This window comes from Mesorhizobium tamadayense (assembly GCF_003863365.1).
GTDB classification, from domain to species: domain Bacteria; phylum Pseudomonadota; class Alphaproteobacteria; order Rhizobiales; family Rhizobiaceae; genus Mesorhizobium; species Mesorhizobium tamadayense.
Window position 1 is genome coordinate 48,161 of record NZ_RQXT01000040.1, and the last position, 23,157, is coordinate 71,317.

Sequence of the window (23,157 nt, forward strand, 5' to 3'; positions counted from 1 at the left end):
ACAGAGGCGCATTCATCAACAGGCGGCCTCCCCGCCCCAACGAATGGATTGCGACATGGCAGCGGAAAAGGTAGCTCTGGTGACGGCGGGCGGCAGCGGCATGGGGGCGGCGGCGGCGAAGCGGCTGGCGGCGGACGGCTTCAAGGTCGGCGTGCTCTCCTCCTCCGGCAAGGGCGAGGCGCTGGGGAAAGAGCTCGGCGGCTTCGGCGTCACCGGCTCCAACCAGTCGAACGAGGACCTGAAGCGCCTCACCGACGGCGCGATTGCGCGCTGGGGCCGCATCGACGTCTTGGTCAACAGCGCAGGCCACGGGCCGCGCGCGCAAATCATCGAGATCAGCGACGAGGACTGGCACAAGGGCATCGACACCTATTTCCTGAACGTCGTGCGCCCGGCGCGGCTGGTGACGCCGGTGATGCAGAAGCAAAAGGGCGGCGCGATCATCAACATCTCGACCGCGTGGGCGTTCGAGCCGAGCGTGGCCTTCCCGACCTCGGCGGTGGCGCGCGCCGGGCTCGCCGCCTTCACCAAGATCTTCGCCGACACCTATGCGGCCGACAACATCCGCATCAACAATGTGCTGCCGGGATGGATCGACAGCCTGCCGGCGACCGAGGAGCGTCGCCGGAGCGTGCCGATGAAGCGCTACGGCACTTCAGAAGAAGTGGCGGCGACGATCTCCTTCCTCGCTTCAGAAGGTGCGGCCTACATCACCGGCGAGAACATCCGCGTCGACGGCGGCCTGATGCGGGGGTTCTGAGCGCTTGAATGGCGGCCTGCCTCTACTACCCTGAGGTTCGGCGAGAAGAACACCGGGAAGCAGCGACATGAACGCTTCATTCAAGCTGGGCATTGTCGGCGGCGCGGGCTGGCTGGGCGGCGCCATCGCGGGTGCTGCGCTTTCGGCCGGGGTGGTGCGGGCGGAAGACCTTACCCTGTCCTATCGCAGCGCCAAGCCCGGCCGCTTCTCCGGCGCATTCTTGACCGACGACAACCAGGCGCTCGCCGACCGCTCGGACGTCATCATGCTTTCGGTGCGGCCGCAGGACTGGCCGTCGCTCGGGCTGGACGCAACAGGCAAGTTGGTCATCTCGGTGATGGCCGGCATCCGTATGGCCGAGATCGGCGAGAAGCACGGCACAAGCCGCGTCGCGCGCACGCTGCCAAACGCGGCGGCCGAGGTCGCAAAATCCTACACGCCGTGGATCGCGAGCAGCGATGCGACCGAAGCGGACCGCGCCATCTTGCGCGCGATCTTCGACGCCTGCGGGGTGCAGGACGAGGTGGCGACCGAGCGCGACATCGACTACCTCACCGGCCTCACGGGCTCCGGCCCCGCCTTCCCCGCCCTCTTGGCGGACGCCATGATGCGCGACGCGATTGCCTTCGGCCTGTCGGCCGACGTCGCGCGGCGCGCCGTCAACACCGTGCTTGCCGGAACCGGCCGGCTGCTCGAGCTCAACGACACCTCTCCCGCCGACACGGTGGAAGCCTTCCTCGGCTATCGCGGCACGACAGCGGCCGCGATCGAGACGATGCGGGAGGCGGGCTTCGACGAGGCGGTGGCGAAGGGGCTGGCGGCGGCGCTCCTGAAGTCGATCGCGATGGGCAAGGCGTGAGCGGGTGACGGTCCGCCACGTCAGCCATCCATCCGCCGATTTCGAACCGTTGCTCAGATGAGACGGCCGAGCCCGCAGCAAATGCATTCGTCCGCAACGGTCTGCCTAACAATTCGGCAGAATTCAGCAATATTGTATAAAATTGACTAGGCTTCACGTTAAAATTGCATTAGCGCTGTCTTATTCTATCTATTCTGAAGAATTAATCGATAAAGGAAAATTTTTCCTCTGTACTATTTGGTTATTCCTTGGAACTATCACTTGAATTAGAAGTTGGTTGGAACTGGTCGACGGAACGCGCATAGCGTGTTCCAGGAGCCAGGCAGCACGGAGGGAGTGACCGATGACCACCATCGTCAACGCAGTAGGCGTTGCTCTTCCCTATAGCGGCGCTTCCACCCATTGGTACTCGGCGTCAGGCTCCGGACCGGACTTGTACGGCAGCTCCGGAAATGACTCCTTCTACGGAGCATCCGGTGTGAACGTCACCATGCACGGTGGCTACGGCGACGACATCTATTACCTCTATGCGGCGAGCAACAAGGTGGCGGAGGCCGGCAGTGCAGGTATCGACACAATCAGCACATGGATGAGCTACAAGCTCCCCGACAACGTCGAGAATCTCGTCGTCACCAAGGCCGGTAACTATGCTTTCGGAAATGGGTTGGACAACATCATCACCGCCAAGGCCGGGCACCAGACGCTGGACGGCGGCGCGGGAAATGACGTTCTGATCGACGGCGGCGGCGGTTACGACACTTTCATCGTCTCAAAGGGCAACGGAAGCGACCTGATCGCCAATTTTGCGGCGACGGATACCGTGCGCCTTAACGGCTATGGGTTCGCATCGTTCGACGCCATCCACTCGAACATGATCCAGGCGGGACCCAACGTCATGCTGAACCTCGGATCCGGCGAGATCCTCGAGTTCAAGGACACAACCATCGACAAGCTGCAGCCCAGCCAGTTCGAGCTGCCGATCGACAAGTCCGGAATGACGCTGTCCTTCTCAGACGAGTTCAACACGCTGAACCTTCACAACGCCCAAGGCGGCACCTGGGATACGAACTTCTGGTGGGGGGCGCCAAACGGCAGCACCTTGACCCAGAACAACGAGCTGCAATGGTATATCGACGCCAATTACGGCCCGACAAGTTCCGTCCATCCGTTCAGCGTCAACAACGGCGTGCTCACCATCACCGCGGCGCAGGCGCCGGCGGACATCAAGCCGCTGATCAACAATTACGAGTACACGTCGGGCATCCTGACGACGCACGATAGCTTCTCGCAGACCTATGGCTATTTCGAAATGAAAGCCGACCTGCCCGAAAATACCGGCGCCTGGCCGGCCTTCTGGCTGCTGCCCGAAGACGGCTCCTGGCCGCCGGAGCTGGACGTCGTGGAAATGTACGGCCAGAGCCCGAACTCGCTTCTGATGACCGCGCACACGAATGAGACGGGAACGCACACCAAGGTCGGGTCGACGGTGAACGTCTCGGACACCGCCGGCTTCCACACCTATGGCCTGCTGTGGACGCCCGATAAGCTGGTGTGGACCTATGACGGCGTGCAGGTCGCGGAAGCGGCGACGCCCTCCGACATGAACAAGCCTATGTACATGCTGGTCGATCTTGCGATCGGCGGTCAGGCCGGCGCGCCGCCGGACCATCTCGCGACGCCGGCTCAGATGAAGATCGACTACATCCACGCCTACACGCTGAACGATCTGCAGCAGAGCCACCTGAACGTCACGGGCGAGCACACGGCATAGCAGCCGCCCATGCTTCAGGATCACTTCGCGGGAATACGGGCGGGAATGCGGGAATGACCAGGCAGTCGAGCTTGCGGCCGGTGTTCAGGCGCGCCATTGCCGATGTCGGCGTCTTCTCGTTGCTGATCAACATCCTGCTCTTGGTAATCCCGCTCTATCTGCTGCAGGTCTATGACCGCGTGCTGCCCTCCTCCAGCGTCGAGACGCTGCTCTACCTCTCGGCCATCGCGGTGATGGCGCTCGCCTTTCTCGGCTTCCTCGACGCGGTGCGCGCCGTCTACACCCAGCGCGTCGCGGCGACCGTCGATGAGAAGCTGGGCGCGACGACATTCGCCGCGTCCCTCGCGCCCAAACGTGCCGGCGGCCTGTCGCCGCTGCGCGACCTCGCCTCGGTCTGCGCCTTCATCCGGTCGCGCGGCGTGGCGGTGCTGTTCGACCTGCCCTTCGCTCCCGTCTTCCTCGCTTTGCTCTATCTCATCCATCCGGTGCTGTTCTGGGTGACGCTCGCCGGCACGGTGCTGCTCGTTCTCCTGGTGGCAGCGAACCAGCTTGCCATCGGCAGGAACGATGCCTTGTCCGCGGAACGCTCGGCCGTCGCCAGCCAGGCGGAGCAGGCCTTCGCCCGCAATGCCGACACGCTGCGCGCCATGGGCATGGTCGAGAACGCCGCGCGGGCCTGGGGGCGGCACGTCGCCGAAGCGCTCGCCCTGCACGACCGCTCCGCGAGCGCCAACGCGATCTTCAGCGGCGCCTCGCGGGCGCTGCGCATGATGCTACAGCTCGCGATCCTCGGCGCCGGCGCATGGCTGGTGGTCGAAGGGCAGATGACGGCCGGCATGATCTTCGCCTCCTCGCTGGTGTCGTCGCGCGCGCTGCAGCCGCTCGACCAGCTGATCGGTTCCTGGCGGCAGATCGTCGACGCTCGCCAAGCGTGGACAAGGTTGGAAAAGGCGCTTGCGGCGCAGCCGGCACAGGCGCGGAAACTGGCCCTGCCCGATCCGTCGGGCGCGATTTCCGTGCTGGACGTCTTCTTCATGGCGCCGAATGCCCAGCCCGGCACCGAACCCATCCTCAAGCGGCTGAATTTCCAAATCGGCGCCGGCGAAGCGGTGGCGATCATCGGTCCGAGCGGCGCCGGCAAATCGACGCTGGTGCGGCTGCTCGTGGGTGCCGCCCAGCCGACCGGCGGCTCGGTCAGGATCGACGGCGCCGACCTCAGGAGCTGGGACGAAAGCCAGCTCGGAAGAAAGATCGGCTACCTGGCGCAGGAGGTGGAACTTTTTCCCGGATCGATCGCGGAAAATGTCGCCCGCTTCGAGGCGGAAGCAGACGATGCCGCGATCATCGAGGCCGCTAGGCGCGCACAGGCGCATGAGCTGATCCTGGCGCAGCGCGACGGCTACCAGACCAGGATCGGCCCGTCGGACAGGACGCTGTCGGGCGGCGAGCGCCAGCGGATCGGGCTGGCGCGCGCCTTCTACGGCAATCCGCGCATCCTCGTCCTCGACGAGCCGAGCGCCCATCTCGACGGCAGCGGCGAAACGGCGCTCGAGGCGGTGCTTGCCGCCGCGCGGGCCGCGGGCGTCACGACGATCGTGATCACGCATCGTCCTTCCATCGCCGCCGCCTGCGACCGCGTGATGCTTTTGCGCGGCGGCGTGATCGAAGCCTTCGGCCCAAGCAGCGAGGTGCTGCGGCAGCCGGCACCCGACAAAGGCACCGGCAAGGGCGCCGGCAAAAGTGTGCCCGCACAGCAGGGCACGGTGGTGACAGGCTCGTTCGCGCCGACGATCCGCGCGCACGGCATCCGCTTCGGATCATAGACGATGACAGTCGAGAGCCTCGCCTGGAACGGCCAGCCACGCACCGATTTCCGGCGCGTGGCCTTTGCGGGATATGCGGCAATCGCAGTCTTCGCGGGCGGCTTCGGCTATTGGGCGATGAGCGCGCCACTGTCCGGCGCGGTGATCACGCAAGGCACGATCTCGGCGACCGGCGGCAACATCCTGATCCAGCAGCCCGAGGGCGGCATCGTCCAGCAGCTGCTGGTCCACGAGGGCGACCGCGTGCGGCAGGGCGAGGACCTCATCCTTCTTGACCGGACGGCCGCGCAGGCCGACCTCAACCGGCTGACGAGGCAGTCGATCGCGCTCAGGGCCACGACGGCGCGACTGGAGGCCGAACGCGACGGACTGGACAGGCTGGCGCCGATCGCCGAGGCGGCACCCGCGCCGTTTCAGCAGGATTTCCAGAATCTGCTTCGCGAACAGCAGAAGGAGTTCGACGCCAGGCTTGCCCGGTTCCGGTCGGAGCAATCGATCATGGCGCAGCGGGTCGCCATGCATCGCGAGTCGGTCGTGGGATTGAACGCCCAGAAGCTTGCCATCGAGCAGCAGTCCGAGGTGGTGAAAAAGGAGCTCGGCATCAAGACCGGCCTTTTGGACAAAGGCCTCACCAACCGCACCGAATATTCGCAGCTTTTGCGCAGCGAGGCCGACCTCGTCGGCCAGGCCGGCGCGCTGGAGGCCAATCTCGCCGCGGCTAACTCCCAGATCGTCGAAGCCCAGGTGCAAGTCGAGCGGCTGACCACGCAGCGCGTGGAGGAAGCGCTGACCAAGCTCGACGAGGTCCGCACCAACCTCGCCGACATCGAGGAGCAGATGCGGGCGGCCGAAGCGGTGCTTCAGCGCACGACGATCAAGGCGCCGGCCGCCGGCATCGTGGTGTCGTCGACCTACAATTCCAGGGGCAGCGTGATCGCGCCGGGCGAGAAGATCATGGAGATCCTGCCGACGGCGTCGGGCCTCAACGTCGATGCCAGGCTGCGGCCGAAAGACGTCGACCAGGTCCGCGTCGGCCAGCCGGCGAAGCTCAGGCTGTCGGCGCTCAACATGCGCCTGACGCCCGAGGTGTCGGCCACCGTGACGCAGATTTCCGCCGACCGGCTGATCGACCAGACGACGCACGAACCCTATTTCCGCGCCAAGCTGAAGATCGCCGACGCCCTGCCGCCCGGCGTGAAGGCCGAGCAGCTCTATCCCGGAACGCCGGTCGAGGCCTTCATCAACACCGGCGACCGGACCTTCTTCGAATATCTGGCACGGCCGATGATGGATTCGTTCGCGCGGGCGTTTGCGGAGAGGTAGGCGGGCGGGCCGCCATGCGCGCACAGTTCCTCTCCCGGCGGCAGCATCACTCAGACGGCGATTTGAAGCGCTCCGTAACGTTTTACTTCGGCTTCGATTTCCCTGACCAAAGTCTCCAGCGCGGGATTTCGGGAGTTGCGCGCGCGCCTGACCACGTAAGCCAGATCCGGGGGCTTGGGGAAGTCCTTGTCGACAATCTCCATACCGGGTTGCAGGTGCCGCTGACTCAAGAGCGCGACGCCGAGCCCCGAGGTCACGCCTGCAATGATGCCCGCCGCGCTGGAGCATTCGAACACGGTCTCGAACACCGTTCCCTCGTCCTGCCCAAGATCGAGCCCCCAACGCCGATAGAAACAGTTCTCGTCGAAGGAGAGAAACGGGATTGGCTTTTCCTTCGATAGAACCAAGTCGGGAGATTTCACCCAGTGCAGCGTTTCGCGGTACAGGACGATGTCAGCGGGGCGGACCTCGTGCTGGAATACTTGCACGATGGCGGCGTCGAGGGTTCCTTGGCTGAGCTGCTCCTGCAATACGAGGCTCATGCGCACTTGCGTACGGACGCTCACCTCGGGGTAGAGCCGGCGAAACCGGCCAAGAATGCGTGAGAGGTCCGTACAGGTCGTATCCTCGGTCATTCCCAGCGCGATCTTGCCATGCAGCGTGCTTTTCGAGAGGCTCAGGATCGCTTCGTCATGGATTCCCAGGATGCGCCGCGCGTAACCCAGGAGATCGTGCCCGGCCGTGGTGAACATCGGCGCATTAGCCTTCCGGTTGAGGATTTCACAATCGAGGCTCGCTTCCAGTCTCCTCATCTTGTGGCTGACAGCCGATTGCGACAAACCCAGAATCTCAGCCGCACGCGTCACGCCGCCATGCTTCTCGATCGCGAGCAACGCCCGCAAGGCATCGACATCCAGGCGGCGGCTCATAGCTCCAGCCATGACAATCCTCGTTCGAAACAAAACCAACGCGCCAACCCGTGACGCGGAACTGGTTTTCAAGGCAAACGATATGCCATCTTTCATGGCTATTTCATGGACGTATCGAAATTTGTCATGTGCAACCGTGCGTGCATGCCGCCATAAATCTGGGCCGAACGTTGGCCCTGATCCACTTCCGGAGCACGGGCGCCGCTTGAAAAAAGAAGCCAATGACGCTCCTGCAGAACAAGACCCATCCCCTCGTATGGCCGATCATGGCGACAGCCCTGGTCCTCAGCTGGAGTTCCGGTTTCGTCGGCATCCGCTACGCCTGCGAGAACGCGGATGTCATGCTGGTCCTGTTCTGGCGGACTTTGATGTCCGGATTGATCCTTCTGCCATTTGCTCTTCTGATCGGGCCGCGCATCGGCGCGCACTCCCTGATCCAGCAGATGATGTTCGGCGTGGCAATGATGTTCCTCTATCTGGGCGGCTTCGCGCTTGCCATCGGCCAGCGCGTGCCGACCGGCCTCGTCGCTCTCATTTCCGATCTTGTCCCTCTCGCTATCGCAGCCTTGTCGCGGCCGGTTCTGGGTCACCGGTTGAGCGGGAGACAATGGATCGGAATGGCTCTCGGAGCGACCGGCGTGCTCATCGTCTCGCTGGACAGCCTGACTCTCGGGACGGCCCCGGCCTGGGCATATCTCTTGACGGTCGCTTCCATGGTGGTTTTGGCGCTGGCAACGGTAGTGCAGAAGCGGATGGGGATGATCAATATGCCCATCCATCAGAGCCTCTGCATTCAATGCCTGACGGCCGCGATCCCTTTCGCCGTCTGTGCCGGATGGAACGGCGGGCTGATGCCGCCTCTCGACACCCGTTACGAGTTCGGCATCGCCTGGCTGGTGCTGTTTTCGACCTTCTTCTGCTACAGCACGTATTACGCAAGCCTGCGCCTTTACCCGGCCGCGCAGGTTAGCAGCGTGATCTATCTTAGCCCACCGGTGACGATGCTCTGGGGCTGGTCGATGTTCGGCGAGCCGCTTTCGGAGGCGATGTTCCTCGGCCTTGCGGTGACACTGTTCGGGGTCTGGCCACCTCATCGCGGAGCGCGGCATCGAAGGACCGGGGCAGGTTTGGGCTCGGTCGAGCAGACCATCGGCTAATCAGTCGATGAACGCTCGTTGGAGCCTTATCTCGGCGCTCGGTATCACCGAGGATGAAATCGACCTCATGATCGATCGAGATCTACTCCAGCGTCGATCCAATCATTGACATCAAGGAGATACCCCCAATGAAGCTGACAGATTTCAAGGCCCTGACATTCGACTGCTACGGTACGCTCATTGATTGGGAAAGCGGCATGATCGACGGCCTGAAGCCGCTGACTGAGCGGGCTGGTCGTCGCTTAAGCCGCAACGAGATACTGCAGGCGCACGCTCGGCACGAATCCAGTCAGCAGAAATGGACTCCCGAAAAACGCTACCGCGACCTTCTGGCGATCGTCTATAAGCGGCTTGCGGAGGAATGGGGGGTCGTCATCACTCCAGAGGAGTGCATGGCTTATGGCGAAAGCGTGAAGGACTGGCCGGCCTTTGCCGACTCCGCGAAAGCCTTGCAATATCTCAAGCAGCACTACAAGCTGATCATCCTTTCCAACGTCGACAACTATAGCCTTTCGTATAGCAATAAGAAGCTTGGTGTCGATTTCGACGCGATATACACGGCGGAGGATATTGGTTCCTACAAACCTTCCGCTCGCAACTTCGACTATATGCTCGAAAAGCTCAGGACAATCGGAGTGGGGGATGAGCAGGTCCTGCACACGGCCGAGAGCATGTTCCATGATCACGCTCCCGCCAACAGCTTAGGTCTCGCGTCGTGCTGGATCTATCGTCGGCACGCCGATCAAGGCTTCGGCGCCACGATGCATCCCGGCGACATGCCGAAGGTGGATTTCCGCTTCGACAGCATGGCTGACCTCGTGAAGGCCCACACTGAAGAATTGGGTGCCTGATACCCGAGCCGTCAGGCCATCTATTGCGCGACGGCACCTGCCTGCTGCCGAACACGGTCTGGAAAAAAGACAATCGGACCCATGGCTTACCAAGATCGGGCTATGGGTCAGACGCGCGGTTGAAACCGTGTTCTCTCCAGCTGTTATGGCGCTGTTTCAGCGTAACCGGCAATCGTACCACTTGGGTCTGACCCGGACCCGCGTGACTGATCGGCCCGATTGTTTTCAGCACCCGGCGTTCGACCACCGAACGCAATTTTGCCCTACAGGCTTCGGGGCTGCTCGAGCCGGTTGGCAACAACCCTGCACTGTCGAGGTGACGACACGTTGGGATAAGGACCATACGGGCCTAACCGCGAATACGCCCATATGATTATGGCCGCGGTGCCCGAGAATGCGCAAGCTTTCCTTCAGGCTAGTCTCTGCTCGAATTCGACCACCTGTACCTTTTGCCGCAGTCCGGTGGCGACGACGGAGACCCTGAACCTTCCTTCCAGAGCCGCATCGAATATGGCGCCCACGATGATGTCGGCATCGGCATCGACTTCCTCGCGGATGCGCGTTGCTGCCTCGTCGACCTCGAATAGCGTCATATCCGGGCCACCGGAAATAGAGACGAGGACGCCTCTGGCGCCCCCCATCGATGCCTCGTCAAGAAGCGGGTTTGCGATCGCTGCTTCGGCGGCGGCCTTCGCCCGCCCCTCACCTGAGGATTCTCCGGTACCCATCATCGCCCGGCCCATGCCACGCATCACCGAGCGCACATCGGCGAAGTCGAGATTGATCAGTCCCTCCTTGACGATGAGGTCAGTGATGCAGCCGACGCCCGCGTAGAGGACGCGATCGGCCATGGCAAAGGCGTCCGCGAAGCTGGTCTTGGCATCGGCGATCCTGAAGAGGTTCTGGTTCGGGATGACAATCACGGTATCGGCGCATTCGCGCAGCCGCTCGATGCCCTCCTCGGCCGCCTGCATCCGGCGTCTGCCCTCGAAGACGAACGGTTTGGTGACGACGGCGACGGTCAGAATGCCGGCCTCGCGCGCGGCATGCGCAATAACGGGAGCGGCGCCTGTTCCCGTCCCACCGCCCATGCCGGCGGTCACGAAACACATATGGGTTCCGGCAAGGTGGTCCATGATTTCGCCGATCGATTCCTCGGCCGCCGCATGACCGACGTCCGGCACGGAGCCGGCTCCCAGGCCCTCGGTCACGCCGGCGCCGAGTTGGATCAGCCGGGAAGCCTTCGACATGGCAAGCGCCTGTGCGTCGGTATTGGCCACAATGAACTCTGCACCCTGCAGGTTCTGGGCAATCATGTTGTTGACGGCGTTTCCACCGCCGCCGCCGACACCGATCACGGCGATCCTGGGCTTCAACTCGATAATGTTCGGGGTAGCGGTCATGCTATCCTCCATCTGGATGCGCGTAATGCCGGCCTTTGCACGAGCAAGGAGCAAGCGAATCAAAGCAACTCCGCCTTCGATAGAGGATCAGACGGGAGTCGCGATCGCAAGCGCCGGGCCGCCACACCGCAGGTTCTGGTGCGAGCCTTTATCGCTGGCGCGGGCGGATCCCCACCGTTCGGCCGCCGTTCTCACAGCCGCAACCATGCTCGCCATCCGCCTCGTTTCGTGGCCGTCTTCTCGCAGCCGGATTCGGTCCGCGAGCCTTGGAACCAAAGACGCGCGAGACTGTTCAGCTATAGCTTTGACACGACGCCGACGTGCCCGGCCGGTTGGGCAAGCGGCGCCCTTGAGGAGTTTCATCATGTCCAGATTTCGTTCAGTCGCGGTTGCCCTCATCGCGGCCGCGGGCGTTACCTTTGCCAGCGCCGCGCACGCCGACAGCGGCACGATCCGCTTTTCCGTCTACAAGGCGGCCTTCTTCATCGGCGGCTCCGGTGGCGAGGGAACGCTGACCTTCCACGGTCGCCACTATCCCATCTCGATCGGCGGCATCTCGGGCGGCCTCGCCTTCGGTGCTTCCAAGACCTATTTCAAAGGTACCGTGCGCCACATTCGCCGCGCCCGCGACGTGGCGGGGGTGTACGGCGCGGCGGGCGGGGGCGGCGCGCTCGGCAGAGGCGCGCAGGTGATCGTCATGACCAATGACAAGGGCGCCGAACTCCAACTCACAGGCCGGCAGGTAGGCCTGCAAGTCAACGCCGATCTCAGCGGCATGAGTATCGGGCTGAAGTAAGGGCCGGTCCAGCCGAACCGAATGTCCGGAGGTGAGAAGGGCCACTTCCGATGTCGACCCTCGCCTTCGCGAGCTCGAGCGGAGGCGCGGCGCTCGCCAATACTCGCCAAAAAGTGAATGTCTCTCTGGCTCAATCGCCGCCTGTAGACATCGCGCTCCCAATCACCCAATCTGACCCGCGGGAACAAGAAGCGCTTCGAAGAAAGCGCGGACCTTCGGGTGAGCATGAAAAATCGATGGACCTTGTATGATCCACGGCTGGCCTCGATGCTGATCGCGCCGGTGCTGTTGCTGCTGATCTTCTTCCTGGTGCTGCCGATCGCCGTGATGGCGGTCTATACCTTCTTCACCTTCGTCACCGCCGGCGTGGAAACCAGCGCACTGACCGCCGCCAACTGGCACGAATTCCTCACCGACAGCTACTATCACGGCTTCCTGTTGAAGACGCTGAGGGTCGGCGCCATGACGGCGCTGCTATGCGGCGTGCTCGGCTATTTTCCGGCCTATTTCATCTGGGCCACCAGCTTCAAGCACAAATGGCTGCTCCTGCTTTTGCTGATCGTGCCGTTCTGGATAAGCTTCACCATCCGCACCTTTTCCTGGATCAACATCCTGGGCGAACAGGGCGTCATCAACGTGGCGCTCATAAGAATGGGCATCATCAGCGAGCCGCTGCCGATGCTCTACACCGAGGGCGCGGTGATCATGGGACTGCTGCATTTCCTGCTGCCCTACATGATCCTCAACGTCTATGTGAGCCTGGAGAGCATCGACCGCACGCTGATTGCGGCCGCACGCTCGATGGGCTGCACCAGCGCGCAGGCGTTCCGCGAGGTGACGCTGCCATTGTCCCTGCCCGGTCTCGCGGCGGGCCTGCTGCTCTGCTTCGTGCTGGCGGCCGGCAGCTACGTGACGCCGCAGCTTCTGGGCTCGGGGCGCGACGCGCTGTTCGGTAATCTGATCTACGACACCATCATGAGCGAGCTGAACTGGCCGATGGGCGCCACGCTGTCGATCGTGCTGTTCGTCGTGCTCGGCTTCTTCGCCGCCATCTACACCCGCTACATGGGCATGTCGCAGATCGTCAAGGGACTCGGTGGATGAGGGGATTGGGCAGATGAGGAGATTGGCCGGATGAAAGGGTTGGGCGAATGAAGGTGGGGCGGCCGAACAAGGAAGGCAGATGGGCCTGGCGGCTGACCGGCTTCGTGACGCTGTGCGTCTACATCTTCATGTTCGCGCCGATCGTGGCCACCGTCATCCTGTCGTTCAACGCCTCGATGTTCGGCGGCTTCCCGATGACCGGCTTTTCCCTGCAATGGTACGGCAAGCTTATGGCCAACGAGGCGGTGCTGGCCGCCTTCCGCACGTCGCTGTGGATCGCCCTGGTCACCGCGGTCGTCACCACCGCGATCGGCGTCGTCACGTCTTTCGCGCTGGTGCGCTTCGAATTCCCCGGCAAGCAGACGCTGAGTACGCTGGTGATCTTGCCGGCGCTGGTGCCGGAAACCATTTTGGGCGTCGGCCTCCTGGTGCTGATCAAGGCGGTCGACCAGCCGCGGACTATGCTTCTCCTGGTGCTCGGCCATATCCTGCTCGCCGTGCCCTATGTGGTGCTGATCACCCAGGCGCGCATGGTCGGCATCCGGCGCGTCTATGAGGAGGCGGCACTTTCGCTCGGCGCTTCGCGCTTCTCGTCCTTCCGCGAGATCACGCTGCCGCTGCTTATCCCGGCCGTGGTGGCGGGCGCGCTGCTCGCCTTCACCATCTCCTTCGACAACACCTCGGCCAGCCTGTTCTGGCGGCCGGCCGGCGTCGAGACCATGCCGACGCAAATCCTTTCGATGCTGAAAATCTCGATCAGCCCGGAGATCAACGCGCTCGGCACCGTCATGATCCTGGTGACCGTCGGCATCCCGCTGATCGGCGGCCTGATCCTACAAAGCCTGACCAGATTGAAAAGACGAGACGAACCAAAGGAGGAAGCACGATGAAAATGTCCACCACCAAGCGGCTGGAACGGCTGCACGACCGCTACGCCAACGGCGATCTCAGCCGCCGCACTTTCCTGAGCCTGACCGCCGTCGCTGCGGCCTCGGCGGGCCTTTCGATGCCATGGATGAGCCAGGCCCTCGCCGCGGTCGAGCAGGTGCGCTTCGACGGCTGGGGCGGGACGGTGCAGGAGGCGATCGACAAATATGCCTTCCAGCCCTACACGGCCAAGACCAAGATCAAGGTGGTCCAGGGCACATTCGGCGACGAGAACGAGATCATCACCAAGATCAAGACGGCGAAGCCCGGCGACTTCCAGATCGTGCATTCGTCCGGCGTCAACTACTACATCAAATACGTCAACGCCGGGATGAACTCGGAGATCAACGAGGCCAACATTCCCAACATGGCGAATGTGCTGCAGCCGATGATCGAGCCGTTCCGCAAGCTGACGCCAAAGCTCTCGGCGGTGCCTTACGACTACGGCACCACCGGCATCGCCTACAACACCAAGGTGATCTCGCCGGAGGAGGCGAAGGAGAAAGGTGCGGGCCTGCTGCTCGACAAGAAATACGCCGGCAAGGTCGGCGGCTATGCCGACATGACCACGCGCGTCTGGTACGCGGCCCTCGCTACCGGACAGGACCCCAACAACATCAAGGACATGGAGACGATCTGGGCCAAGGTGCGCGAGACGCGCGACCTCGCCAAGAAGTTCTGGAGCTCCGGTGCGGAGCTGATGGACCTGCTGTCCAAGGGCGAGATCGTGGTGACCGATGCCTGGTCGGGCCGCGTCGCCGCCCTGCAGGACCAGGGCCATCCGATCGGCTATCTCGATCCGGCCGGTTCCTATGCCTGGATGGAGGACATGCTGATCCTGAAGGGCTCGCCGATGGCCGAGTGCGAGGAGCTGATCAACTTCATGCTCGATCCGGCGACCTCGATCGCGGTGGCCGAGGGCCAGAGCTATCCGCCGTCGCTCGACCCGACAAAGGTCAAGCTCACCGAGAAGATCGAGAAGCTGCCGGCCTTCGACAAGACGGGCTCGATGAAGGCGCTGACGTTCGCCGATCCGGTCTATTGGGCGACCAACGAGGACGCTTGGACCAAGCAGTGGGACAGGATCGCGAAAGGTGCCTGACAGCCGCGTATCGTCATCAGACCCCCGGCCGGCTTCGGCCGGGGCACCCTCCCCCGCCGCCGGCGGACCTGCCTCCGGCATGGGCGCGGCGAAGCCGGCGGTCGAGTTCCGCGACATCGACATCGCCTATGGCAAGTTCGTCGCGGTGCGCGATTTCTCGCTGTCGATCCGCAAGGGCAGCTTTGTCACGTTGCTCGGGCCGTCGGGCTGCGGCAAGACGACGATCCTGCGCTCCATCGCCGGCCTGGTCGACATTTCGGGCGGCCAGATCATGATCGACGGGCGGCGTGTCGACGACGTGCCGATCTATAGGCGCAACATCGGGCTGGTCTTCCAGAGCTACGCGCTGTTCCCGCACAAGACCGTGTTCGACAACGTCGCCTTCGGCCTGAAATACCGCAACGTGCCGAAGCCCGAGATCGCGCGCAAGGTCGGCCAGGCGCTCGACATGGTGCGGCTGCCGGGCAGCGAGAAGAAGCTGCCTTCGCAACTGTCGGGCGGGCAGCAGCAGCGGATCGCGCTGGCGCGGGCCATCGTCTTCGAACCGCAGGTGCTGCTGCTCGACGAGCCGCTATCGGCGCTCGATGCGAACATGCGCGAGGAGATGCGCGTCGAGATCAAGAAGATCCAGAAGGCAACCGGCATCACCGCCATCTTCGTGACGCACGACCAGGAAGAAGCGCTTTCCATGTCGGACCGCATCGTGGTGATGAACGCCGGCTCCGTGGAGCAGATCGGCACGCCGGAGGAGGTTTATGAGCGGCCCGCCACCGCCTTCGTCGCCGATTTCCTCGGCAAGGCCAACATGCTTGCCGGCACCGTGAGCAGATCCGATAGCACGACGGCGGTCGCGCTCGCCGCCGGCCAGACGGTCGACGTGATGTCGCCGCGGCCGCTGGCGCCCGGCAGCAAGGTCACCGTCGTGGTCCGGCCGCAAAAACTGTCGGTCGGCGCGGCGGCGAGCGGAAACCGGCTGTCCGGCCGTGTCGTCTCGACCTCCTATCTCGGCGGCAGCGCCATCTACGAGATCGATATCGGCGGCAAGACGAGCGTGCGGGCCAACGCGCCGATCAACGGCCGCGTCGCTCGCGAAGGCGAGGCCATCGAGGTCGGGTTCGATCCGGGCGGCTGCGTCCTGCTCGACGAGAGCGGGCAGCGGATTTCGTAAGACCGCGCCGCGCTGCTGTTCCATCACGGGAGCGATCGGTTCGCCGACCGGCTGGTGGGTTGGCGTAATGCCGGTGTGCTGACGGAGCACCCGGCTGAAATGCCCGGCATTGCCGAAGCCACATCGGTCCGCGATTTCAGCCATCTGCAGGTCGCTGCCTTCCAGCAGCGCCTCAGACACAATTCAGAAACATACCAGAAAAACTCCAGAAATCATTCAAGCGTATAATTGAGTGGAGGGTCGTTCGTCGGCTGCGGCAATGCAGCACTTGTTCGGATTGGCGACCAGCGATGCAAAGGTTCTCGATCAGCTTGATGGGTGCGTTGCTCGGCATTTCGCTCGGCATCGGCCCGGTTGAAGCCGGCAAGGCAAAGGTTGCGACAACCCGGACCGAGCGCTGCGCCAATCTCAACCGCCAGGTTGACGAAGCCCTCAAAACCCATGCTGCGGCAACGCAGGTCGCTGCGGCGAAAGCACTGCAAAGAAAGGGAAACCGGTTCTGCGCCAAAAAGAAGGAGGCGCAGGGAATCCGGATGCTCGCAAACGCTCTGAAGTTGCTTGGCGTGACGCCGATCGATCCCGATGCGGTGACACCCAAAACCGACCTGCTTAGCAAGGAGAAAAAACCATGAAAAAGTCCCTCCTCTCCGCCCTCGGCCTCGCCGTTGCTCTCGCCTTCTCCATGCCGGTCCTCGGCAACGCAGCCGCCACAACAACCGCTGCTCCGGCTGCCACCGCTCCGGCGAAGGCTGCTCCGAAGAAGGTTGCCACCAAAAAGGTTTGCAAGCCGACCAAGACGCACAAGTGCCCGGTGAAGCACAAGAAGCACACTGCGAAGGCTGCTGCGCCTAAAGCAGCGGCGCCGACAACGGCAGCGCCCAAAACAAGCTATTGAGCTCCGCCGTGTTGTGAAAAGGCCGTTCCATCTGCACTCACGGCCTTTTCTGTTGTGACTGAGGTGGGCTGGCCCGGTAGTCCAGCAGGCTCTCTCGGGCCGACGGCAAGCCTGGCCGGTCCGGCGATCCTGATGCTGGTGTTACCGGCCAGCATAGCGCCTTCTCGACAGGACAGTCCGCCCCTGCCACGCTGCTCGTATGGAGAATCTTGGTCCGACCGAACTCAGGCTGATGCAGGGCCTGGCCCAGGAGGTGACCGTATTGCGGCCGGAGCCGCTCAACGGCGACGCGACCGTTGGCGAGCTGGCCTGGGTCTGGGCCAAGGATTTCGACGCGCTCAGCCCGTTCTGGCGGCATCGGCTGTGGTTCGCCGACGGCCGGCTGGCCGCGTGGGGGTGGGCGCATCTGCCTTACCGGGCGCCGCGCGGCGACGGCACATTCCGCGAGAGCAGGACGGCGAACCTGCTCTGGCAGGTGCATCCCGATCGCGTGGCGCTGCTCAGCGATATCCTGGACTGGTACGACGACGTGGCCGGCGGGGTCGATCGGTTGCTGACGGTGCAGTCAGCAGATCTACATGCGCAAACAACTGTCGCCGCGCACGGCTACGCCTTCGATGCGGAAGTCGGGTCGGACGATGGGCCGCCCTGGGTGCAGTTCAACATAAGGGAGTTGACGGACGTGCCGGACCCTGTGCTGCCCGAGGAGTTCCGGTTCCTGGCGGCCGGGGACGTCCCAGTGGCGGCTGCGGTCAAGGCGCATCGCGACGCGTGGCATCCGTCCAGCTTCACCGAGACGGCGTTCGAGCGGGTGCGGCGAACCTGGCCGTACCGGGCCGACCTGCATGTGCTGGTCGCCGCGCCCGACGGCACGCTGGCCGCGACCGCGATCATCTGGCTGGACGAGTCGACGCAGACCGCCGAATTCGAGCCCGTCGGCACGCACCGGGATTTCCGGCGGCGCGGCTTGGGCACCGCCTTGCAACTGCACGGCATGCAAATGGCAAGGAGCGCCGGCGCGAAGCGCATGCTGGTCGCCTGCCTCGGCGCGCCGGCGCACGCCGAGGCCCGCAACATGTATCACGGCGTCGGCTTTCGCGCGTTGACCCGCGACCTGCCGCAGATCAAGGTCGCGCGATAGCGCCCGGGCCTCAGTCAAACGCTCCGGCCAAAATTGGGGAACATCGAGCGATGACGACCTCTATGAGTTCGCGGTCGTAGAGGGGTCAGGAATGGGTGCTCCCGGTTTACCAAAGATGAAGGGACTTTTATTCGACGGTTTGCGCAAGAGAATCCTTTGAAGAAGCAATTGTTTCAGCACTCCGACTTATGCGCATGCGACTTCAGGCCATGCAGTTTAGACTCTGCTAATATGCTATAAGCGAATGCGAGGGGTTCCCCCATGAAGCATTCGCGCACGGGCATTGCTTCGTTGATATGGCTTGTTCTGATCGTTGGGGCAGACGCTCACGATTGGTACACCGACAAAACTGACCCTGTTCTGCATTGGAAATGTTGCGGTAAACGAGATTGCCACGCGCTCCATGCCGACGACGTAAGGCAGGCCGAGGGAGGTGGCTACTTCGTCAAGCAACCTCAGCCTTACTATCGGAACGATCCCCCAACAGGGGAGTGGTTTATCCCGAGCGAGCGCGTCCAGGCTGCCCCGGATAACCGGTACCATATCTGCGAGACCTTGGTGCCGACCAATCGGGAGGGCAAAATCACGATGAGATGGATGTGTTTCTTCGCGCCGATGAGCACGAGTTCAATCGGACGAAGCCATTAGCGGATCCTCACCAGCCCTGTCTGACGCGACCGGGCGAACTGTGGGTCGAGTGGCACGGCGGAATTTCACCGCCGTGCTCTCCTAGAACCGTGCGTGAACCTCTCAGCTCACACGGCTCCCGGTATCCGGCCATTGGGCATGTAGAAGCGGCCAGTGCGCGAAGAGCCCTGGCTTGGTCCTGATGATACGGGCGAGCCACTCGCGCGCGCCTTTCGGCTTTTGCTTGAAGCGCTTGAACTTGCGGCGGGCCCATTTTCTCAGATGGAAGTCAATCCGGCGCAGACTGTCGTACAGCGCCGATTTGTAGAAGTGACTGTAGTAGTTGATCCATCCACGGACGTAGGGATTGATCCGCCGGGCGAGATCCTCAAGGGCTGTGTCGGTCCGGTTTTGGAGACCCCATTGCCGAACTTCCCGACGCATCGCCTTTAGCGCCCCTGGGGACGCCGCTGGCAAGAATGAGACGCCGTATGTCCCATTGGGCCATGCCGTAAACCGCGGCCGGAACGAGTAGCCGAGGAAGTCGAACTGGACCGTGGGATAGCGCTCGCTGCGGTTGGTGTCTGCGCAGTAGACGATTTTTGTCTTCTGCGGGTGGAGCGCCAACCCACACGTCGCGAACCGCTCCACTAGAGCGGCGCGCAAGGCTTCGGCCGCGGATTGGGTTCGGCAGTGGCAGATCACGTCATCCGCGTACCGCTCAAATGGAACAGCCGGATGGGTCCGTGTCATCCACAGGTCGAACGCGTAATGCAGGAACAGATTCGCCAGGATCGGACTCACGACCGATCCCTGCGGGGTTCCAGCCTCCCGTGGCTCGATGCAGCCATCTTCCCTTTGCACCGGCGCCATCAACCAGCGCTCCACATAGAGCAGTACCCAGCGGCAGTCGGTATGTGCCCGCACAGCCTTGAGGAGCAGATCGTGTGGAATCGTGTCGAAGAACGCCTTTATGTCGAGGTCGAGCACCCAGTCGTGTCGCCAGCAGCGCTGACGGGCCGTGCGCACGGCGTCGATCGCCGAGCGGCCGGGCCGGTAGCCGTAGGAGTCGACATGGAACAACGGGTACCAGTCGAGGCTCCAGATACCGTCGGACAACTTCTTGCGCGATGCGATCCGACACCGTTGGTATGCCCAACGGCCGCGTTCCGCCCGCCGCCTTCGGAATGTCCACCCGCCGCACCGGTTGGGGGAGATAGCTTCCCGAGGACAGCCGGTTCCAGAGCTTGTAGAGGTTGCCAGTTAGATCAACCTCAAAGTCAGCAATCGACTGTCCGTCTACTCCAGCCGCTCCTTGGTTGGCCTTCACCTTCTTGAAAGCCTCCCAGACTTCCCGCTTCGGGATGTCAAACGGCTTTGCCTTGGTCATGCGGCTCCTCCCGTCGCCGGTTGGCCGCCTGACCTTGGCGGGATACTGCAGCCCCTTCGGTCCAGCCCCATTACAGAGCCTTCACCCCTACTACGGACTGCTCCGTCCCTGTGCCCCGCATCGGTACTCTCGCCCTTGTGGGGATTTCCCGCTTGAGCTTCTCCCTTAACATCGGGGCGACAGGTTCCCGCGTTCCACAAAAGAGCCTGATCCGGGTTCACGCCGCCTCCAAGCCGGATGCCGCTCGGGCCGGGCTCCAGGGCGCCGCCCAAACTGGTCCCAGAGGCCACTACCTTCCCTCTGGTTTCGACATCGCCCTGTGAATTTCGGCACGTCATCAGCGGTTCGCTTGCGCTCGTCTCTCCGGATCTCACCTGACGGGATTTACCCCCGCCTTTTCCTGCGACGCTCACCACCAGCGCTCTTAACGCCAGCAGCTCACAGTGGTTTGGAGCCTGCGCCCGATCGCCGGCTCCGAGGGGCCTGCCCTCATCTCTCTTGCAGCTCCACACCTCCTTCTCTGTTGGTGTGTTCGCGGCACACGTAATGCATCAGTTTGAAATCTGCAAACTAGCCGGCGCTTCACGAGATCGCACGCGGGACTATGTTCAACCAAGCCAATGATGTGCCAGCCACGCGAAGAGTAAGCCGGCTATAACGGCATGGAATAGGCCGAATGAGCCATTGTTGAGTGGATGGTACGCCGCGCGTCGCGGCCGAATGAATAGCTGGTGCTGTGAGGCAATTAGTATTCGCTCCAACTCGCGGCGTCCTTCCTGCCTTGCCCGTTTTGAATCCAGCCGCTCCTGAGCGTAGAGCTGTCTCGTATGCTCCGTGGCCGAAAATGAGTTTTCGTCTAGCCACCCTTTGAGTTTGCCCGGCCTGACGAGGACTTTGGCGTGGGTGAAATCGCGTCGGTGGAGTCTCTCCGCCTTAGAAGCTTCAAAATCCTTATGCCCAAGGACCTGACCGGCAGTATATCACCGTCTTTAGATGTTACATCCCGTTTGAAGAAGTGAGCCGCCCCGATTTCAAGTATAGGCCGGCCACCCGCCGAACTTGTTCTCAGCGTTGCTGTTCGTTCCGCGATGCCCGGAAGCTGTCAGCCAAGTGTTCGTGCGGTCGCGCTTCGGGGCGCAGGCGTCAGGGGAATTTCGCCCATGGACTATTTGAATTGAGCGGCATGGCACGGCACGAGCAAAACCCTATTGTGTTTGTGTGAGCCGCAAGCCAAGCGGAGTTAAAACCATGACCCTGACCAATCGAGACCTCATCGAGCTGACGGCATGGCGGCGCAAGCTGCACCGGCAGCCGGAGATATCCAACGAGGAGGAGAAGACGGCACGAGAGGTCGTCGACTTCCTCGACGATACCGGGCCGGACAAGGTGCTGACCGGACTGGGCGGGCATGGCGTGGCGGCGGTCTATGACAGCGGGCAAGCGGGGCCTACGGTGCTGTTCCGCTCGGAGCTCGACGCACTGCCGATCCATGAGCTTTCGGGCGTCGCCCATGCCTCGCAGGTGCCGGGCAAGTCGCATATGTGCGGCCATGACGGGCATACCACGATCCTGGCGGCGCTCGGCCGCCAGCTTGGGCGCCAAAGGCCGGCGCGCGGCCGAGTCGTGCTGATGTTCCAGCCGGCGGAAGAGACCGGCAATGGCGCAGCCGGCGTCGTCGCCGATCCGCGCTTTGGCGAGATCCAGCCTGATTTCGCCTTCTCGCTGCATAATCTGCCGGGCGTGCCGTTCGGCGAGGTGCGGCTCAAGGCGGGCGTGGTCAACTGCGCCTCGCGCGGCATGCGGATCGTGCTCGAAGGCAAGACCGCGCATTCCTCCATGCCCGAAACCGGCGCGTCGCCGATGCCGGCGGTGAGCCAGCTGATGCCGCTTCTTCCCGCGCTCGGGCGCGGCACCTTCGCCGACGACGATTTCGGCATGGTCACCGTCACCCATTGCTCGATGGGCGAAGCGGTGTTCGGTATCGCGCCCGGCTACGCAGAGGTGTGGGCGACGCTGCGCACCCGGCGCGACGAGCGCATGGCGGAGCTGGTCGCCGCAGCGGAGGCGCTAGCGGCAAAGATCGCGGCCGAGCATGGCCTTTCCGTGCGCTGCGACTATCACGAGATTTTCGTCGCCAGCGTCAATGCGCCGGATGCGGTGGAGCATCTGAACCGCGCTCTGGACGAGGAAGGTGTTTCGCGCGGCGAGGAGGCGCTGCCGATGCGCGCCTCGGAGGATTTCGGCATCTTCGGCCGCAATGCCAAATCGGCGATGTTCTTCCTCGGCGCCGGCGAGCGCTACCCAGCGCTCCACAACCCCGACTACGACTTTCCGGACGACCTGATCCCGATCGGCTCGCGGATTTTCATGCGCACGGCGCGCAACCTGCTGGGCTGAGCGGCTTGAAGAAGACGCGGCCCTCACTCCTCTTTCTCGTCCTTGCTGGCGTGCGCAGTTCCCTCTTGGGGGGCCTGCGGAGATTGTCGAAGCCCATATAGTGGTCGGCATCCGACGTGTTCCATCTGGCCGCGACGAACAGCAGCGAGGCAAACAGCGTATCCATGCCTCTTATCCTAGCGCGCAGGATGCGGCCGGACATCTCTCGCCGGTGCGCCGCACAGCGAGCCCGTATTGTTATGCCGGCTCACCGCTTGTATGAGCGGGGATGACCTTGATCTCCCGTTTCGCCTCGCTCGTGCTGCTTGCGGCCATCACGTTAGCCACGCTCTCACCTATCCAAATGCGGCCGCACCTGGGTGATGCGAATGTGGAACGCGCCCTGGCCTACGCCCTGTTCGGCCTTGCCTTGGCCATCGGATTCCGCGCCCGCCTGGTGCAAGCGATGCTGTTCGTCTGCGCTGTGGCCGGCGGGTTGGAACTGCTCCAGGCGTTCGATCCCGGCCGGCATGCCCGGCTACAGGATGCCCTCGTGAAAGCGGCGGCCGGCCTCTTAGGGATTGCCTTGGGGCGCATTGTCTTTGCCGTCGCGAGCAGGCGATCGACCCGTGCCGCAGGATGATCATGGCCTATCTGACCAGCGTTCATCGCCATGCCGCCTAGAGACGGCTCCGATCCACTGCACGATTTCTTCGCCCGCGACGCATTCGTCGTGGCGCGCGCGTTGATCGGCG

General features: G+C 63.2%; 20 protein-coding genes and 1 pseudogene. 17 read left to right on the plus strand and 4 right to left on the minus strand.

Going from position 1 to position 23,157, the window contains the following annotated elements; genetic code table 11:
• Positions 1-55: 55 nt before the first annotated feature.
• The 5 genes from EH240_RS26425 (at position 56) to EH240_RS26445 (ending at position 6,536) form a co-directional block, all read left to right on the plus strand.
• The gene (locus EH240_RS26425; RefSeq protein WP_125004120.1) at positions 56-760 is read left to right on the plus strand and encodes an SDR family oxidoreductase; all 705 of its coding nucleotides are present in this window, start codon (positions 56-58) and stop codon (positions 758-760) included.
• A gap of 67 nt (positions 761-827) precedes the next feature.
• Positions 828-1,619 carry a pyrroline-5-carboxylate reductase family protein gene (locus tag EH240_RS26430; protein WP_125004122.1) on the plus strand — a complete coding sequence of 264 codons (792 nt, stop codon included), beginning with the start codon at positions 828-830 and terminating at the stop codon, positions 1,617-1,619.
• A 343-nt stretch (positions 1,620-1,962) separates the two neighbouring features.
• The gene (gene eglC, locus EH240_RS26435) at positions 1,963-3,390 is read left to right on the plus strand and encodes an endo-1,3-1,4-beta-glycanase EglC (protein WP_125004124.1); all 1,428 of its coding nucleotides are present in this window, start codon (positions 1,963-1,965) and stop codon (positions 3,388-3,390) included.
• A 53-nt stretch (positions 3,391-3,443) separates the two neighbouring features.
• Entirely contained in the window at positions 3,444-5,213 is a 1,770-nt protein-coding gene (locus tag EH240_RS26440; protein WP_125004126.1) for a type I secretion system permease/ATPase, read from the plus strand.
• A gap of 3 nt (positions 5,214-5,216) precedes the next feature.
• A complete protein-coding gene (locus EH240_RS26445) occupies positions 5,217-6,536 on the plus strand; it encodes an HlyD family type I secretion periplasmic adaptor subunit (RefSeq protein ID WP_125004128.1) in 1,320 nt (439 codons plus the stop codon).
• A gap of 50 nt (positions 6,537-6,586) precedes the next feature.
• Here EH240_RS26445 and EH240_RS26450 read toward each other — a convergent pair whose 3' ends face one another.
• Entirely contained in the window at positions 6,587-7,477 is an 891-nt protein-coding gene (locus tag EH240_RS26450) for a LysR family transcriptional regulator (protein ID WP_125004162.1), read from the minus strand.
• A 209-nt stretch (positions 7,478-7,686) separates the two neighbouring features.
• Here EH240_RS26450 and EH240_RS26455 point away from each other — a divergent pair, with 209 nt between their 5' ends.
• A complete protein-coding gene (locus EH240_RS26455) occupies positions 7,687-8,622 on the plus strand; it encodes a DMT family transporter (RefSeq protein ID WP_125004130.1) in 936 nt (311 codons plus the stop codon).
• Between the two features lie 128 nt (positions 8,623-8,750).
• Positions 8,751-9,473 (plus strand): haloacid dehalogenase type II, encoded by a 723-nt coding sequence (locus tag EH240_RS26460; protein ID WP_125004132.1) that lies wholly within the window; start codon positions 8,751-8,753, stop codon positions 9,471-9,473.
• 410 nt (positions 9,474-9,883) lie between these two features.
• Here the strand turns inward: EH240_RS26460 and ftsZ are convergent, their stop codons facing one another.
• Positions 9,884-10,876 (minus strand): cell division protein FtsZ, encoded by a 993-nt coding sequence (gene ftsZ, locus EH240_RS26465; protein WP_125004134.1) that lies wholly within the window; start codon positions 10,874-10,876, stop codon positions 9,884-9,886.
• A 364-nt stretch (positions 10,877-11,240) separates the two neighbouring features.
• Here ftsZ and EH240_RS26470 point away from each other — a divergent pair, with 364 nt between their 5' ends.
• The 5 genes from EH240_RS26470 to EH240_RS26495 all read left to right on the plus strand — a co-directional run bounded on the left by EH240_RS26470 (position 11,241) and on the right by EH240_RS26495 (position 15,973).
• On the plus strand, positions 11,241-11,672 hold the full coding sequence (locus EH240_RS26470) for a lipid-binding SYLF domain-containing protein (protein WP_125004136.1): 432 nt from the start codon (positions 11,241-11,243) through the stop codon (positions 11,670-11,672).
• Positions 11,673-11,897: 225 nt separating this feature from the next.
• On the plus strand, positions 11,898-12,776 hold the full coding sequence (locus EH240_RS26480; RefSeq protein ID WP_125004164.1) for an ABC transporter permease: 879 nt from the start codon (positions 11,898-11,900) through the stop codon (positions 12,774-12,776).
• Between the two features lie 47 nt (positions 12,777-12,823).
• Positions 12,824-13,666, plus strand: a complete 843-nt coding sequence (locus EH240_RS26485; RefSeq protein WP_125004140.1) for an ABC transporter permease — start codon at positions 12,824-12,826, stop codon at positions 13,664-13,666.
• Entirely contained in the window at positions 13,663-14,805 is a 1,143-nt protein-coding gene (locus EH240_RS26490; RefSeq protein WP_125004142.1) for an extracellular solute-binding protein, read from the plus strand. Before EH240_RS26485 ends, EH240_RS26490 begins: the two co-directional genes overlap by 4 nt.
• Complete coding sequence (locus EH240_RS26495) at positions 14,798-15,973, plus strand: ABC transporter ATP-binding protein (protein ID WP_125004144.1); 1,176 nt, start codon at positions 14,798-14,800, stop codon at positions 15,971-15,973. The genes EH240_RS26490 and EH240_RS26495 overlap by 8 nt, the downstream gene beginning before the upstream one ends.
• 66 nt (positions 15,974-16,039) lie before the next feature.
• Here the strand turns inward: EH240_RS26495 and EH240_RS39715 are convergent.
• Positions 16,040-16,153 (minus strand): annotated as a pseudogene (locus EH240_RS39715) (helix-turn-helix domain-containing protein); the annotation flags it as partial.
• 110 nt (positions 16,154-16,263) lie between these two features.
• Between EH240_RS39715 and EH240_RS26505 the strand changes: the two are divergent.
• The 3 genes from EH240_RS26505 (at position 16,264) to EH240_RS26515 (ending at position 18,009) form a co-directional block, all read left to right on the plus strand.
• The gene (locus EH240_RS26505; RefSeq protein WP_125004146.1) at positions 16,264-16,605 is read left to right on the plus strand and encodes a hypothetical protein; all 342 of its coding nucleotides are present in this window, start codon (positions 16,264-16,266) and stop codon (positions 16,603-16,605) included.
• Positions 16,602-16,868, plus strand: coding sequence for a hypothetical protein (locus tag EH240_RS26510; RefSeq protein ID WP_125004148.1), 267 nt, complete (start codon positions 16,602-16,604; stop codon positions 16,866-16,868). Before EH240_RS26505 ends, EH240_RS26510 begins: the two co-directional genes overlap by 4 nt.
• Before the next feature lie 199 nt (positions 16,869-17,067).
• Complete coding sequence (locus tag EH240_RS26515; RefSeq protein ID WP_125004150.1) at positions 17,068-18,009, plus strand: GNAT family N-acetyltransferase; 942 nt, start codon at positions 17,068-17,070, stop codon at positions 18,007-18,009.
• Positions 18,010-18,759: 750 nt separating this feature from the next.
• Here EH240_RS26515 and EH240_RS26520 read toward each other — a convergent pair.
• The gene (locus tag EH240_RS26520; RefSeq protein ID WP_425374836.1) at positions 18,760-19,755 is read right to left on the minus strand and encodes a group II intron reverse transcriptase/maturase; all 996 of its coding nucleotides are present in this window, start codon (positions 19,753-19,755) and stop codon (positions 18,760-18,762) included.
• A 1,519-nt stretch (positions 19,756-21,274) separates the two neighbouring features.
• Here EH240_RS26520 and EH240_RS26530 point away from each other — a divergent pair.
• Positions 21,275-22,423 carry an amidohydrolase gene (locus EH240_RS26530; RefSeq protein WP_125004152.1) on the plus strand — a complete coding sequence of 383 codons (1,149 nt, stop codon included), beginning with the start codon at positions 21,275-21,277 and terminating at the stop codon, positions 22,421-22,423.
• Between the two features lie 268 nt (positions 22,424-22,691).
• A complete protein-coding gene (locus EH240_RS26535; RefSeq protein ID WP_125004154.1) occupies positions 22,692-23,045 on the plus strand; it encodes a VanZ family protein in 354 nt (117 codons plus the stop codon).
• Positions 23,046-23,157 lie beyond the last annotated feature (112 nt).

Excerpts from the sequence above, each read along its gene's own strand:
- EH240_RS26425 (WP_125004120.1), top strand. The coding sequence starts at position 56 with ATGGCAGCGGAAAAGGTAGCTCTGGTGACGGCGGGCGGCAGCGGCATG.
- EH240_RS26430 (WP_125004122.1), top strand. The coding sequence starts at position 828 with ATGAACGCTTCATTCAAGCTGGGCATTGTCGGCGGCGCGGGCTGGCTG.
- eglC (WP_125004124.1), top strand. The coding sequence starts at position 1,963 with ATGACCACCATCGTCAACGCAGTAGGCGTTGCTCTTCCCTATAGCGGC.
- EH240_RS26440 (WP_125004126.1), top strand. The coding sequence starts at position 3,444 with ATGACCAGGCAGTCGAGCTTGCGGCCGGTGTTCAGGCGCGCCATTGCC.
- EH240_RS26445 (WP_125004128.1), top strand. The coding sequence starts at position 5,217 with ATGACAGTCGAGAGCCTCGCCTGGAACGGCCAGCCACGCACCGATTTC.
- EH240_RS26450 (WP_125004162.1), bottom strand. The coding sequence starts at position 7,477 with ATGGCTGGAGCTATGAGCCGCCGCCTGGATGTCGATGCCTTGCGGGCG.
- EH240_RS26455 (WP_125004130.1), top strand. The coding sequence starts at position 7,687 with ATGACGCTCCTGCAGAACAAGACCCATCCCCTCGTATGGCCGATCATG.
- EH240_RS26460 (WP_125004132.1), top strand. The coding sequence starts at position 8,751 with ATGAAGCTGACAGATTTCAAGGCCCTGACATTCGACTGCTACGGTACG.
- ftsZ (WP_125004134.1), bottom strand. The coding sequence starts at position 10,876 with ATGACCGCTACCCCGAACATTATCGAGTTGAAGCCCAGGATCGCCGTG.
- EH240_RS26470 (WP_125004136.1), top strand. The coding sequence starts at position 11,241 with ATGTCCAGATTTCGTTCAGTCGCGGTTGCCCTCATCGCGGCCGCGGGC.
- EH240_RS26480 (WP_125004164.1), top strand. The coding sequence starts at position 11,898 with ATGAAAAATCGATGGACCTTGTATGATCCACGGCTGGCCTCGATGCTG.
- EH240_RS26485 (WP_125004140.1), top strand. The coding sequence starts at position 12,824 with ATGAAGGTGGGGCGGCCGAACAAGGAAGGCAGATGGGCCTGGCGGCTG.
- EH240_RS26490 (WP_125004142.1), top strand. The coding sequence starts at position 13,663 with ATGAAAATGTCCACCACCAAGCGGCTGGAACGGCTGCACGACCGCTAC.
- EH240_RS26505 (WP_125004146.1), top strand. The coding sequence starts at position 16,264 with ATGCAAAGGTTCTCGATCAGCTTGATGGGTGCGTTGCTCGGCATTTCG.
- EH240_RS26510 (WP_125004148.1), top strand. The coding sequence starts at position 16,602 with ATGAAAAAGTCCCTCCTCTCCGCCCTCGGCCTCGCCGTTGCTCTCGCC.
- EH240_RS26515 (WP_125004150.1), top strand. The coding sequence starts at position 17,068 with ATGGAGAATCTTGGTCCGACCGAACTCAGGCTGATGCAGGGCCTGGCC.
- EH240_RS26530 (WP_125004152.1), top strand. The coding sequence starts at position 21,275 with ATGACCCTGACCAATCGAGACCTCATCGAGCTGACGGCATGGCGGCGC.
- EH240_RS26535 (WP_125004154.1), top strand. The coding sequence starts at position 22,692 with ATGACCTTGATCTCCCGTTTCGCCTCGCTCGTGCTGCTTGCGGCCATC.